This window comes from Methylobacterium sp. WL12 (genome assembly GCF_008039475.1).
GTDB classification, from domain to species: domain Bacteria; phylum Pseudomonadota; class Alphaproteobacteria; order Rhizobiales; family Beijerinckiaceae; genus Methylobacterium; species Methylobacterium cerastii.
In genome coordinates this window covers 133,759-147,227 of sequence record NZ_VRUW01000002.1, presented here as the reverse complement: position 1 = coordinate 147,227, position 13,469 = coordinate 133,759, and the positions used below count along the sequence as shown (strand labels likewise).

Annotated in this window: 12 protein-coding genes; 2 read left to right on the top strand and 10 right to left on the bottom strand. The window is 70.2% G+C overall.

The window, feature by feature from the left end; all coding sequences use genetic code 11:
* Positions 1 to 14 precede the first annotated feature (14 nt).
* The 7 genes from FV226_RS01790 to ileS form a co-directional block, all read right to left on the bottom strand.
* Complete coding sequence (locus FV226_RS01790; protein ID WP_147761553.1) at positions 15 to 788, bottom strand: ferredoxin--NADP reductase; 774 nt, start codon at positions 786 to 788, stop codon at positions 15 to 17.
* 137 nt (positions 789 to 925) lie between these two features.
* On the bottom strand, positions 926 to 1,858 hold the full coding sequence (locus FV226_RS01785) for a ring-cleaving dioxygenase (protein ID WP_147761552.1): 933 nt from the start codon (positions 1,856 to 1,858) through the stop codon (positions 926 to 928).
* 103 nt (positions 1,859 to 1,961) lie between these two features.
* A complete protein-coding gene (locus tag FV226_RS01780) occupies positions 1,962 to 3,260 on the bottom strand; it encodes a pitrilysin family protein (RefSeq protein WP_147751806.1) in 1,299 nt (432 codons plus the stop codon).
* 73 nt (positions 3,261 to 3,333) lie between these two features.
* The gene (locus FV226_RS01775) at positions 3,334 to 4,734 is read right to left on the bottom strand and encodes a pitrilysin family protein (protein WP_147761551.1); all 1,401 of its coding nucleotides are present in this window, start codon (positions 4,732 to 4,734) and stop codon (positions 3,334 to 3,336) included.
* Positions 4,735 to 4,888: 154 nt separating this feature from the next.
* Positions 4,889 to 5,509, bottom strand: a complete 621-nt coding sequence (locus FV226_RS01770) for a hypothetical protein (protein ID WP_306422416.1) — start codon at positions 5,507 to 5,509, stop codon at positions 4,889 to 4,891.
* A gap of 208 nt (positions 5,510 to 5,717) precedes the next feature.
* A complete protein-coding gene (lspA, locus tag FV226_RS01765; protein WP_147761550.1) occupies positions 5,718 to 6,218 on the bottom strand; it encodes a signal peptidase II in 501 nt (166 codons plus the stop codon).
* 70 nt (positions 6,219 to 6,288) lie between these two features.
* Positions 6,289 to 9,264: an isoleucine--tRNA ligase gene (ileS, locus tag FV226_RS01760; protein ID WP_147761549.1), complete on the bottom strand. Its 2,976-nt coding sequence runs from the start codon at positions 9,262 to 9,264 to the stop codon at positions 6,289 to 6,291.
* Between the two features lie 395 nt (positions 9,265 to 9,659).
* Here ileS and FV226_RS01755 point away from each other — a divergent pair, with 395 nt between their 5' ends.
* Together FV226_RS01755 and FV226_RS01750 are read left to right on the top strand one after the other, a co-directional pair.
* A complete protein-coding gene (locus tag FV226_RS01755; RefSeq protein WP_147761548.1) occupies positions 9,660 to 9,932 on the top strand; it encodes a hypothetical protein in 273 nt (90 codons plus the stop codon).
* A gap of 166 nt (positions 9,933 to 10,098) precedes the next feature.
* A complete protein-coding gene (locus tag FV226_RS01750; RefSeq protein ID WP_147753150.1) occupies positions 10,099 to 10,371 on the top strand; it encodes a hypothetical protein in 273 nt (90 codons plus the stop codon).
* 31 nt (positions 10,372 to 10,402) lie between these two features.
* Here FV226_RS01750 and FV226_RS01745 read toward each other — a convergent pair whose 3' ends face one another.
* From FV226_RS01745 to FV226_RS01735, 3 genes are all read right to left on the bottom strand, one after another.
* Positions 10,403 to 11,317 (bottom strand): DMT family transporter, encoded by a 915-nt coding sequence (locus tag FV226_RS01745; RefSeq protein ID WP_246691457.1) that lies wholly within the window; start codon positions 11,315 to 11,317, stop codon positions 10,403 to 10,405.
* 170 nt (positions 11,318 to 11,487) lie between these two features.
* Positions 11,488 to 11,673: a hypothetical protein gene (locus FV226_RS01740; protein WP_147761546.1), complete on the bottom strand. Its 186-nt coding sequence runs from the start codon at positions 11,671 to 11,673 to the stop codon at positions 11,488 to 11,490.
* A gap of 201 nt (positions 11,674 to 11,874) precedes the next feature.
* A complete protein-coding gene (locus tag FV226_RS01735; protein WP_147761545.1) occupies positions 11,875 to 13,179 on the bottom strand; it encodes a L,D-transpeptidase family protein in 1,305 nt (434 codons plus the stop codon).
* Positions 13,180 to 13,469 lie beyond the last annotated feature (290 nt).

The window sequence follows — 13,469 nt, the reverse complement described above, 5'->3', positions numbered from 1 at the left end:
GAAGTCGGGAAAACCTATTTCTCGACGAAGGCCTTCTCGATCACGTAATGGCCGGCTTCGCCGTGGTTGCCCTCTTCGTAGCCGCCGTTGGTCAGCAGCTCGCGGGTGTCGCGGATCATGTCGGGGCTGCCGCACAGCATGAAGCGGTCGTTCTCGACGGACATGTTCGGCAGGTCGATATCCTCGAACAGCTTGCACGAGGTCATCAGGTCGGTGATCCGGCCTCGGTTGCGGAACGGCTCGCGGGTCACGGTCGGGTAGTAGATCAGCTGTGCGCTGATCATCTCGCCGAGGAACTCGTGCTTCGGCAGGCTTTCGGTGATGGTCTCGCCGTAGGCGAGTTCCTGAACCTGCCGGCAGCCGTGGACGAGGACGACCTTCTCGAAGCGCTCGTAGGTCTCCGGGTCCTTGATGATCGACAGGAAGGGCGCGAGCCCGGTGCCGGTGCCGAGGAGGTAGAGGTTCTTGCCCGGCAGCAGGTTGTCGAGCACCAGCGTGCCGGTGGGCTTCTTGCCGACGATGATCGGGTCGCCGACCTTGAGGTGCTGCAGCTTCGAGGTGAGCGGGCCGGCCTCGACCTTGATCGAGAAGAACTCCAGCTCCTCCTCGTAGTTGGCCGAGACGACGCTGTAGGCGCGCAGGAGCGGTCGCCCCTCGACCTCGATGCCGATCATCGTGAACTCGCCGTTCCGGAAGCGGAAGGCCGGATCGCGCGTCGTGCGGAAGGAGAAGAGCGTGTCGGTCCAGTGGTGGACCGACAGAACGCGCTCCTCGTAGAACTTGCTCATCGACTGAGGTGTCCCGAATCCCGATGGGGTTGGCGGTCTTTTCGCAGGTGCGGAACGCAGGTCAAGACGCGCCGACGACACACAGCCATGCAACCGCAACTGATTGGAATCGCTCTTAATACCCGCGGCGATACGGCCTAGAGCGGCTTCAACCCGGCCTCGATCTCGGCCCGGCGCGGCTCGAGGAACGGCGGCAGCGCCAAGCCCTGCCCGAGCCGGTCGAGCGGTTCGTCTGCGGTGAAGCCTGGACCGTCGGTGGCGATCTCGAACAGGATGCCGTTCGGCTCGCGGAAGTACAGGCTTCGGAAGTAGAAGCGGTCGACCGGGCCGCTCGACGGCATCCGGCGCGTGTTCAGGCGGTCGGCCCAGGCTGCGTAATCCGCATCGGGGATACGGAAGGCGACATGGTGGACGGCGCCTGCTCCCTGCCGCGCAGGGGCGGAGGCGTCGCCCAGAAGCTGCACCTCTGCCGCCGGGCCGCCCTCCCCCATGGTGAAGACGTGGACGGAACCTTCCGGCGTCTCGAAGCTGCGGGCGTGCACCATGCCCAGCACGTCGACGAGGACGCGGCCGGTTGGCTCCGGCTGCGCCACCGACAGCCGGATCGGTCCGAGGCCGCGGATCTGATGATCGGGCGCCACCGGGCTGCCGGCCCACGGATGCGCGTCGCCCGCGCCGCCGTCGTCGACGAGGCTCAGGCGCTGGCCTTCCGAATCCTCGAAGTCGAGGGTCAGGCGACCGTCGCGCTCCACCGGCGCGGAATGGGTCACGCGCTCCCGCGCCAAGCGCTCGCGCCAAGCCTCGATCGCCGCCGGCCCCGCCACGCGCAGGTGCGTGCGGGTGATGCTGTTCGTCCCGCGCCGCTCAGGTGGCGCCGGCCAGTCGAAGAAGGTGACGTCGGTGCCGGGCGAGGCCAACCCGTCGGCGTAGAACAGGTGGTAGGCCGAGACGTCGTCCTGGTTCACCGTCTTCTTCACCAGCCGCAGCCCGAGCACGCGGGTGTAGAAGGCGTGGTTGTCCGCAGCCCGCGCGGTGATCGCGGTCAGGTGGTGGATCCCGGTGAGCTGCATCGGCGAGGGCGTTTTCCGTCGTAGGGGTTGCCGGTTCGGCGAAAAAAGCGGCCCGACAAAAGGATGGGACGTTCCCCATGATCCAGGGATCATGGGGTCGATTCTAGAGGCCGATCGGCCGCCCGGCGGCGACGACCAGCATCCGGCCGTCGGCGAAGGTCCGCGCGCCGGCCCGGCGGATGTCCTCCTGCGTGACCGACGAGACCAGCGCGTTGCGGCGCTCGATGTAGTCCATGCCGAGGCCTTCGAACGCGATCTGCACCAGCTGGTGGGCGATCTTGGTCGAGGTGTCGAAGCCCAGCGCGTAGGAGCCGGTGAGGTAGTCCTTGGCCTTCTGCAGCTCCTCGTCGTCCGGTCCGTCGGCGATCAGGCGGTTGATCTCGTCGCTGATGACCGACACCGCTTCGCCCACGCGCTCGTTCTTGGTCGCGGTGTAGCCCCAGGTCATCGCCGCCGAGCGGTGGCTGACCAGCGAGGTCCCGACCGAGTAGGCGAGGCCGCGCTTCTCGCGCACTTCCTGGAACAGCCGCGAGGTGAAGGCGCCGCCGCCCAGGATGTGGTTGAGAACGTAGGCTGGGATGAAGTCGGGGTCGCGCCAGGCGACGCCGGCCATGCCGAAGCGGATCACCGATTGCGGCACATCGAGGTCGACGACCACGCGCTTGCCGAGGTCGCCCACCGTGGTCCGCTCGATCGCGCGCAGGCCGCCGGCCTCCGGCAGCGCCCCGAAGGCGCGGTCGAGGCTCTTGGCGAGCTGCTCGGCGCCGATCGCGCCGACGGCGGCGATCTTCACCGCGCCGCGGCCGAGGAGCTGGGCGTGCATCGCCACGAGGTCGTCGCGGGTGATCGCCGACACCGCCTCGATCGTGCCCGACGAGGGCCGGCCGTAGGCGTGCCCGGCGAAGGCCTCGGCGAAGAAGCGGCGCGAGGCCATCACGCCCGGGTCGTTCTGCTGGTAGCGCAGGCCGGCGATCACCTGGCCGCGGACCCGCTCGATCGCGTCGGCGTCGAAGCGGGGCTTGGCGAGCGCCAGGGCCAGGAGGTCGATCGCCTCGTCGGCGTGCTTGACGAGCATCTTCAACGAGCCGCCGATCGCGTCGGGGCCGGCATGGAACGAGAGCTCGATCGCGCGTGCCGCGAGCCGTTCCTGGAAGGCGTCGGAGCCGAGGTCGCCGGCACCCTCGTCGAGGAGGCGCGCCAACATCTGGGCGCAGCCCGACTTGCCCTCCGGGTCCTGCGCCGCCCCGCCCTCGAAGGTGAAGGCGAGCGCGATCATCGGCACCACCGGCGATTCGACGTGCCACGCCTCGATCCCGGCGGCGGTCTGGATCGGTAGCGCCTTGGCCGGGCTCGCCTTGGTGCGGACCGGCGTCTCGGCCAGGTCGGTGTCGGCGAAGTTCATGGACGACCTCGTTGTTCTCGTTCTCTTGGATGCGGCCTCTGGGTGCGGCGCCGGGCGCCGCAGGCCGAAGGCGCTATTCCGCGGCGATCACCATGGGCGCGTCCGGGTCGCTCGCCTTGACGAGGTAGCCGGTGACCGAGCGGGACGGCGTCAGCCAGCGCTCGCTCGCCGTCGCCAGACGCTCGCGGGTCACGCCCTCGATGTCGGCGGGCCAGCGGCGCACCTCCTCGATGGTCTCGCCGATGGCGAGCGCCGAGCCGTAGATGCGCGCGAGCGACGACTGGCTATCGGAGGAGTAAACCGTCTCGGCGACCAGCCGGGTCTTGGCCCGCTCGATCGCCTCGGCGTTCAGCGCCTCGGAAGGTGCGCGCCGGAGCACGCGGTCGACCTCGGCCTCGAGCTTCTCCAGGCTGACGCCCTCGGCTGGGATCGCGTAGACCGAGAAGCGGGTGTCGTCGATCGCCGAGCCCATGTACCAGGCGCCCGCGTTCACCGCGAGGCCGCTCTCCATGACGAGCTTTCGGTAGAGGTAGGAGGTCGAGCCGCCGCCGAGCACTTCGGCGAGCAGTTCGAGGTCGTGACAGCCTCCGTCGCGGGCGGTGATGCAGGACGGCGTGAGGTAGAGACGCTGCAAGGTCGGCTGCTCGACCTTCGGGTCGGCCACCGCGAGACGGCGCAGCGCCTTCGGCTCGGGCTCCCGCGGGCGGACCCGCACCGGGCGGGCGCCCTGCGGTGCGACGCGCCCGTAGGTCGCCTCGGCCAGGCGCCGGACCTCGTCGGGCGTCACGTCGCCGGCGACCACGAGGATCGCATTCTCGGGCGTGTAGAAGCGCTTGTAGTAGTCGAGGGCGTGGTTGCGGTTCAGCTCCTCGATCTCGTGCATCCAGCCGATGATCGGGATGCCGTAGGGGTGGTGCACGAAGAGCGAGGCCGCCATCGCCTCGGAGAGCTGGGCGGAGGGATCGGTCTCGACCCGCATGCGGCGCTCCTCCAGCACCACGTCGCGCTCGGGCGCGACCACCGCGTCGTCGAGGACGAGGCCGGTCATGCGGTCGGCCTCGAACGCCATCATGGTGTCGAGGTTGTCGCGGGCGACGCGCTGGAAGTAGGCGGTGTAGTCGTAGGAGGTGAAGGCGTTCTCCTGCCCGCCGAGACCGGAGACGGCCTTCGAGAAGGCGCCGACCGGGTGCTTCTCGGTGCCCTTGAACATCAGGTGCTCGAGGAAGTGGGCGATGCCGGACCGGCCGAGCGGGTCGTCGGCCGAACCGTTGCGGTACCAGATCATGTGAGTCACGACGGGCGCGCGGTGATCCGGCACCACCACCACGTCGAGCCCGTTGTCGAGGGTGAAGGACGACACCTCCGGCCCACCGGCCTCGGAGCGCCCGAACGGCGCCGCCTCGACGCGCCCCGCGCTGGCGAAGCGGCCGCCGGCCGGGAACAGGGTGGGCGTCGCCTTCCTGAACAGATGCATACCGTCTTCCCTCGTGCGGCCCTTAAGGGACCGTCCGTTTCTGGTTCGATGCGGGGCAGCGCGCCGGCATCGTCTCGATCGGCAATTCCCGTACCGGAAGCGCCGGCGCCGGTCCCGTGCCGAACGGCGACCGACCGTGTGTCACATCCGCGCCTCAGCGCGCACGCTGCTCGCGCAGGTAGGCGCCGGGATCGGATTCTTCGCGCTCGCGGCTGGCGTTGTTGATCGGGTCGGTGGTGTTGCGAACGATCTTCTTGGGCGGCTGGCGGTAGCCTTTGGGCGGATCGGTGAGCACGTCGCGCGATGGCTCGACCGCCGACGGCTCGGTCTTCTCGTTGCCGATCCCGCGGATCAGGTCGAGCGGGTTGACCCAGGAATCCTCCCGGGTGTTGTCTCCGGGCTTGCGCTCGATCTCGCGGGTCACGTTGGCGTCGGCGCGGCGGCCGGAACGCATCTCGTCGACCGAGAGCGTCGCGTTGTTGTCCTCGTAGCGCCCCTGCGCCTGGTTGCCCTTCGGCACGCGGCGCTCGGCGGCGGCGCGCTCGCGCTCGACCACCTCGGGCTCCTTCGGCCATTGCGACGAGGATGCGCCGGCGCGCGGTGCCGGCAGGGCCTTTCCGTCGAGGCGGGGCGGCATCACCAGGGGTGCGCGCTCGCGATATTCGATCGGCGCCTGCGGCTTCTCGAGGAGGCCGATGCCGCTCAGCGTGTTGCGCAGCAGCTCGCCCCGCTCCTGCGCCTGGACCGCGGACGGCAGGACGATCGCCGCCGCCATGAGAATGAGCTCCCGGTACCCGATCATGATGCCCCGCAACTTGCCCACCGACGCCCGATCCCCGTTCCGGGGTTCATCGAAGCGGCCGCACGGATGACGGCCTGATCCGGCGCTTCGGGTCTGAAGCCGGTTTCCGGCGATCGTATGGCGCCTTGACCGCTCGGGGCCAGCCATAAGCGACCTGCATCCACCGCCGTCACCGCCCCGGTCACGCCGGCGGGGACTCGCTGGACAGGCCGTCGCGCCGTTCCGGCAGCACGCTGTCGAGGATCAACCCGACGACGCCCGCGACGATCGCCGCGTCGGCGACGTTGAACACGTACCAGGACCACGCGCCGGCATGCAGGTGCACGAAATCGAACACCGCGCCGTAGGCGGCCCGGTCGACCGCGTTGCCAAGCGCGCCGCCGGCGATCAGGCCGAGCGCCGTCGCCAGCAGGCGCGACCCCGTACGGGTCATCCACACGCTCAAGCCCACGGCGGCGGCGAGCGACAACGCCACCAGCAACCACCGGCCGACGCCGCGCTCCTGCTGGAACAGGCCGTAGGAGACACCCCTGTTCCAAACGACGACGAACTCGGCATAGGGCCCGAGGCGCCAGGGCTGGGTCAGCACCAGATCGGTGCCGAAGTAGAGCGACAGCTTCGAGAGCTGGTCGAGGACCAGGGTCGCGACGAGGGCGAAGAGGCCGAGATGAACGGGCTTCATCGTGCGCCTCCCGCCGCAGCCTCTCCCCTTCCCCGACGGAGGGAAGAGGAACGAAGCGGTCGCGTCCCGCTCACGCCGCGCTCGCTGCCGGATGGGCCGCATCCCATTCCCGAAGCGCCAGGGCGTCGCGGGGTGTGACGTCCGGGTAGTCCGGGTCGCTGCCGACCTCCGGCGTGACGCGCCAGGAGCGGGCGCACTTGCGACCCTCGGCGCGCACCGGGACCACGGCGACGCCCTTGACGTCGTCGAGGCGGAACGCGTCGGCGGGGCCCTCCCCGGCCTCGATCCGGATCGCGGAGGTGATGCAGACGTCGGCGAAGTCGACGCCGTCGAGGGCCGTCAGCAAGTCCGGGTCGGCGATCGAGACGGTGGGCGCCGCCTCCAGGCTCGCGCCGATGCGCTTGGCCGCGCGCTCGATCTCCAAAGCGCCGGTCACGACCCGGCGAACCCGCCGGATCTTCTGCCAACGCGCGGCGAGGGCGTCGTCGCGCCAGGAGGCCGGCGTCTCCGGCAGGGTCTGCAGGTGGACCGAGCCGGCCTCCGACGGGAACCGGTCGAGCCAGGCCTCCTCGGCGGTGAAGGCGAGCACGGGCGCGAGCCAGATCACGACCCGGCGGAACGCCTCGTCGATCACCTGCAGCGCGGCCCGGCGGGTGACCGAGGAGGCCGGGTCGCAATACAGCGCGTCCTTGCGCACGTCGAAGTAGAACGACGACAGGTCGCCGGTCATGAAGCCGTTCAGCAGCGCGACCACGCGCTTGGTGTCGAAGGTGCGGTAGGCCTCGCGGATCTCGCCGTCGAGCTCGAGCAGACGGTGGAGCACGAAGCGCTCGAGTTCCGGCATCTCTGCGAACGGCACGTCGTCGCCCGCCACGCGGTGAGCGAGCGAGCCGAGCATCCAGCGGAGCGAGTTGCGCAGCTTGCGGTAGGTCTCGGCGAAGGTCTTGATGATCTCCGGGCCGATGCGCAGGTCGTCGGTGCAGTCGGAGGCGGCGACCCACAGGCGCAGGATGTCGGCCCCCGAATCCTTGATGATGCTCTGGGGCGCGACGACGTTGCCCTTCGACTTCGACATCTTCAGCCCCTTGGCGTCGAGGACGAAGCCGTGGGTGAGCACCGTGTCGTAGGGCGCGCGGCCCCGCGTGCCGGCGGATTCGAGCAGCGACGACTGGAACCAGCCGCGGTGCTGGTCCGACCCTTCGAGGTACATCACCGTGTCCCGCCCGCCGTCGCGGCGGCGCACGACGTTGGCGAGGCCGGGGAACGCCGCCGGGTCGTCGAGGACGAAGGCGTGCGTCGAGCCGGAATCGAACCACACGTCGAGGACGTCGGTGACCTTCTCGTAGGCTGCCGGGTCGTGGTCGGGGGCGAGGAAGCGCGCGCCGTCGGCGTCGGTGAACCAGGCGTCGGCGCCCTCAGTCGCGAAGGCGGCGACGATGCGGGCGTTCACGCGGTCGTCGCGCAGCACCTCGCCGGTGCCCTTCTTGACGAACACCGTGATCGGCACGCCCCAGGCGCGTTGGCGCGACACGACCCAGTCGGGCCGGTTGCCGACCATGCCGTTGATGCGGTTCTTGCCCTGGGGCGGCACCCACTGGGTGTCCTCGATCGCCTGCAGGGCGACCTCGCGCAGGGTGCGTTCGCCGAGCGAGTCCACCGCCTTGTCCATGGCGATGAACCATTGCGGCGTGTTGCGGAAGATCACCGGCTTCTTGGAGCGCCAGGAATGCGGGTAGCTGTGCTTGAGCCGCCCCGACGCCACCAGCGTCCCGGCCTCCTGCAAAGCGGCCATCACGGCCTTGTTGGCGTCGCCCTTCTCGCCCTTGTCGGTGAGGACGCGCCGTCCCTCGAAGCCGGGCGCGTCCTTCGTGAGCGCGCCGTCGGCGTCGACGGTGTAGGGGATGCGGGTCTCGATGCCGCGCTCGGCGAGCGCGCGGCCGTTGGCCATCCAGACCTCGAAATCCTCGCGGCCGTGGCCCGGCGCGGTGTGGACGAAGCCGGTGCCGGCCTCGTCGGTGACGTGGTCGCCGTCGAGCATCGGCACGGCGAAGTCGTAGCCGCGGCCGGCGAGCGGATGGGACAGGGTGAGGTCGGCGAGTTCGGCCGGGGTCACGTCGCGCAGGCGCTCATGCGCCGCGACGCGCGCAGACTCGAAGACGCCTGCGGCGAGGCCGTCCGCCAGCAGGTAGGTCTGGCCGACCTTGGCCCAGTTGTCCTCCGCGGCCTCTGTCACCCGGTAGAGGCCGTAGGCGACACGTTTGGAGTAGGCGACGGCGCGGTTGCCGGGCATGGTCCAGGGCGTCGTCGTCCAGATGACGACGCGGGCGTCGCTGAGGTCTGCTGCCGCGCCGGCGCGCATCGGGAAGGCGGCGAAGATGGTGTCGCTGACGTGGTCCTCGTACTCGACCTCGGCCTCGGCGAGCGCGGTCTTCTCGACCACCGACCACATCACCGGCTTGGAGCCGCGATAGAGCTGGCCGCTTGTCGAGAACTTGATGAGCTCGGCGGCGATGGCGGCTTCGGCCGGGTAGGCCATGGTGGCGTAGGGATGGTCCCAGTCGCCGGTGACGCCGAGGCGCTTGAACTCCGCTCGCTGCACGTCGAGCCAGTGGCCGGCGAAGGTCCGGCATTCCTGGCGGAACTCGATGACCGGCACGTCGTCCTTGTTGCGGCCCTTGGCGCGATACTGCTCCTCGATCTTCCACTCGATCGGCAGGCCGTGGCAGTCCCAGCCCGGCACGTAGTTCGCGTCGAAGCCGAGTCCGCCCATGGAGCGGACGATCACGTCCTTGAGGATCTTGTTGAGCGCCGTGCCGATGTGGATGTTGCCGTTGGCGTAGGGCGGCCCGTCGTGCAGCACGAATTTCGGGCGTCCGGCGGCGTTGGCACGTAGCTGCCCGTAGAGGTCGGTGGCGCTCCAGCGCTCCAGCAGCAGCGGCTCGCGCGTCGGCAGGCCGGCCCGCATCGGGAAGTCGGTCTGCGGAAGGTAGAGGGTCTTGGAATAGTCGCGGCCGGCCGGGGCTTCGGCTTGGGTCTCGTCGGTCATGGGGTCGGGCGTCCTGGAAACGGGCGGCGCGCGTGCGGGCTTTGCGAAGGCCGGCGCATGTCACGGCGCGAGGGGCGATGGAAGCGGCGGCTCCCGTGACGATCCCGGCCTCCGCGCAGCCGCGCGGGCGCGGACCTCACGCGGCGGCCGGGCCCATAATTCGACGGACGTGTGGGGCGTGGACGCAGCGCATGGCCGCGTTCTAGCAGCGGGCGCGAGCGGAGGCCAGCGGATGCGCGCGGTCCGAACGGGGCTGCGCATTCACCACGCCGTCGGGACGCCTTGCGGGATGCTGCCACCAAATCGCGGCTGGTTCGTTGCCTGACCACGCGATCGGTCCGCGCCGGCGGGCGCAGGTCCGAGCCGCGGAGCACAACAGGATGGGACGTAACGCCATGAAACATCTCCTGATCGCCGCCACGCTCGCCCTCACCGCCTGCGCCGTCGCCGCGCCCGTCGAGGCACAGGGCCTCGTCGGCGGCGTCCGCCGCGGCGCGGCCGAGGGCGACCGCGTCGGCGGCCCGGTGGGCGGCATCGTCGGCGGGGCTGTCGGCGGGGCTGTCGGAACGGTCAACGGCGCGCTCGGGATCGATCCCGGCCGCCGCGCCTACCGCACCGACCTGCGCTCGCGCCGCGCCGTCCGGCATCACCGCCGCCACCGCCGCTGAAACGAGCGCGACGGCGCCGGGCCTGGCCCCGGTTCACGCCGGGCCCGGATCCTCGCTTAGGAAAATGCGACCTTTCACGGTTTCGGCCGTTGACACTTCACGAGCCCAAGGCCTGCGCGGTGTGCGGCCGGGACAGAAACCCAACCCGATCAAGGAATTCGAGACCATGAAGACACTGCTCATCGCCACGACCCTCATCCTTTCGCCGCTGGCCCTGTCGGTTGCTGCCCAGGCCCAGGGCACCGTTCGCGGCGCCGAGCGCGGCGTCGAGGACGGCAACCGCGCGGCCGGTCCGGTCGGCGGCGTGGTCGGCGGCGCCCTCGGCGCGGCGACCGGGACCGTCGGCGGCGTGCTCGGCGTCGATCCCGATCCGTCGCGCCGCGACCGCGAGGAGCGCCGCGAGGAGCGGATGGACCGCCGCGAGCGCATGGGCCGCTAAGCCCGGAGCGCGCGACGTGCGAACGGGCCGGTCACCTTCGGGTGGCCGGCCCTTTTCGTTGCGCCATCGCGTCGTGGGCGAGGAGATACAGGCCCGATCCGACGATGATCGCCGCGCCCAGCACGGTCCAGCGGTTCGGGACGTCGCCGAACAGCAGGAAGCCGAGGGTCAGCGACCACAGAAGCTGGGTGTAGAGGAACGGCGCGAGCACGTTGGCCGGCGCCCTCGCATGGGCCAGAATCAGCAGCCAGTGCCCGATCGTGCCGAACAGGCCGATCCCTACGAGCAGCGCCCACACCGTGAGCGAGGCCGGCTCGGTCCAGATCCAGGGCAGCAGCGGCGTCATCACGCCGAGGCCCGCGAGACCGGAATAGACCATCGTGGTCGCAGTCGAGTCGTGGGCCGCGAGTTTGCGCGTCGCCAGGATGTATAGCGCGTAGCACAGCATGTTGCCGAGGCTGAGCAGCACCGCAGGATGCACGGTGCCGACCCCGGGACGCACGATCACCAGTACGCCGAGGAAGCCGACGGCGATCACAGCCAGGCGTCCGCGGGACGACCACTCGCCGAGCAGCGGGCCGGCGAGCAAAGCCACGGTGAGCGGCGCCGCGAACTGGATCGATAGGGTCTCGGCGAGCTGGAGGTGGCGAAGCGCGAAGAAGTTGAGCGCCGTCGAGCCGAACAGCAGCAGCGAGCGCACCACCTGCAGGCCGAGGCGGCGGCTGCGCATCACCGTGGGCGTCGTCACCGGGTTCAGAAACACCGAGATCAGCGCCACGCTCACGAAGTAGCGCATGAAGGTGGTAAGCAGCGGGTCGACGCCGGCCCGGGCCAGCACCTTCGCCGACGCGTCGAGGCAGGCGAAGAACGCCAGCGTCCCGCACATCAGCGCGATGCCGACGAGGCGCCGCCGATCGCGTCCGGGCGCCACGTTCGCTGCGGGCATCGGGTCGGCTGGCGGCGTCGGGCCGGCAGGCATCGTTTCGTCGCGGAAAATCGTCTTGGACCTTCGGGCCGCCGGGATCGGCGAACCTTAATCGACGGCGCCGCCGGCCGGCACCCGCCCGGCCGCACGCGCGCCGTGCCGCCAGCGCGTGGCGCGAGGCCCGCCGTCGATCAAGCCCAGTCCTTGTCCCGCGAGAACGGCAGGATCGTCGCGGTCGAGGCCTGCGTCTCCGACGGTTTCGGTTTGGAGCCGCCGGCCTTCGGCTTGCGGTCGAGCCACACCCGCACCCAGTGCGGGTTTCGCCGGCTCCAGCCGCGTCGCGCGACCCAGGCGGGGATCGATGCCGTGCGTTCCATCCGACGTTCTCTCGCTCGACGGCCGCGGGGCCTCGGTCGTCTCACTTGAGCGCGAATGCGGACGCGCGCGATGGCTGTACGTCCCGAAGATTTGTCCCTGCGTCCACGTGTGGAGGAAGCGGCGTGTGAGAACGAGAGCGGCCCGCATCCGGGTGGATGCGGGCCGCTTCAGCGAACCTCGAAGGGCCGATGGTACCGAGCCTAGTTCTCCTCGTCGCCGGGCTCGAAGCTCTGCGGCGCGGTCTCGGCGCTGGCGACCGGGGTGGCCGCGCCGATCGTCGAGGGCACGTTCACGCCGTCGCGCTTGTAGATGTCGTCGCGGAACTGAACGAGGCCGTCCGGCGTCGCCCACGCGGTGATGTAGGTCCAGTAGACCGGCACCGGCGACGACAGCGTGGCGTCGACGCGCTTGCCGCTCTCGATCGCCTGCTCGACCTGCTCGCGGCCCCAGCCGGGCGTGTCCTTCAGCAGCCACGTGATGTACTCGCGCACGTTCTGCACGCGCACGCAGCCCGAGGAGATGAAGCGGAAGTCGTCGCCGAACACGCCCTTGGTGTTCGTGTCGTGCATGAACACGCCGTAGGGGTTCGGGATGTTGATGCGCACGATGCCCATCGAGTTGAAGTCGGCGCCCGAATCCTGGCGGTAGCGGTAGCGCGTGCCCTCGTCCGAGTTCCAGTTCACCTGCGACGGCTGGATCTCGGCCTCGCCGGTGAAGATGCGGATCTTGTTGTCGGTGAGGTAGTTCGGATCCTTCTGCATCTTGGGGATGAGGTCCTTCTTCACGATGGAAGCCGGGACCGTCCAGAAGGGGTTGAAGTTGATCTGCGTCGCCTTGGTGTTCATGATCGGCGACTGGCGGTCGATCTTGCCGACGCCGGCGGCGTGCAGCGTCACGACCTGGCCGTTCTCGACGGTCTGAACCAGCGCCGCCGGGATGTTCGTGATGACGAAGCGGTTGCCGAGGTTGCCCGAATAGGAGCGCAGGCGCACCGCGTTGATCTCGAGCTGGCGCAGGCGGATGTCGGCCGGCACGTTCATGGCCTGCTGCGTCGCCATGCTCATCGTGCCGGTCTGGCTCAGGCCGTGGCGGGCCTGGAAGCGCTTCACGCCGGCGGCGACGTAGGAATCGTACACGCCGGAATTGCCGGCCACCGGGTCGATGTCGCCGGTCACGATCAGGCGCTGACGCACCGCCCCGACGACCGGGCCGCGGGCGCCGATACGCAGGCGGTCGGCGCCGGACACCGGCTTCCAGCCGCCGCGGGAGACGATCTCCTTGTAGCGCTCGACCATCTGCTCGGTGGTGGCCACCGTCTGCGGCGACAGGATCGGCGTCGAGGAGCGCTGGACCTGCATCGCGGCGGGCGAGGCGTAGTCCTGCGCCCACTCGGCCTGGGCGTAGCCGGCTCCGGCGGCCTCACGCGCCGAGGCCGGGGCCGCGAGGGCGACGGTGCCGAGGAGCGCGAGGCTCAGGGTGGCGCGGGTGGTAGCCTGAATGAGCATCGTGGTGGCTCTGGTCCATGGATGGGCGAAGTGGAACCGGCGGTGTTCCGCCTGTTCCCTTGGGCCCAGGGTGTCCGGGTACGGTTAAGACTCCATGGCGACCGGGCTATATTGTGGCGCGCCGGTGCGAGCGCGCACATCACGAGCGCGTGCGGCCTGCGCGCCACAGCGCGCCACAGCGTGCCACAGCGCGAACGGCGTGTTCGCGGGAGTCTGATGGGCGGCGTCGCGCGCGACGGCGGCGTCCACGCGGTAGGAACGCATGTCGGGCGCGTCGGCCTCGTCGCATG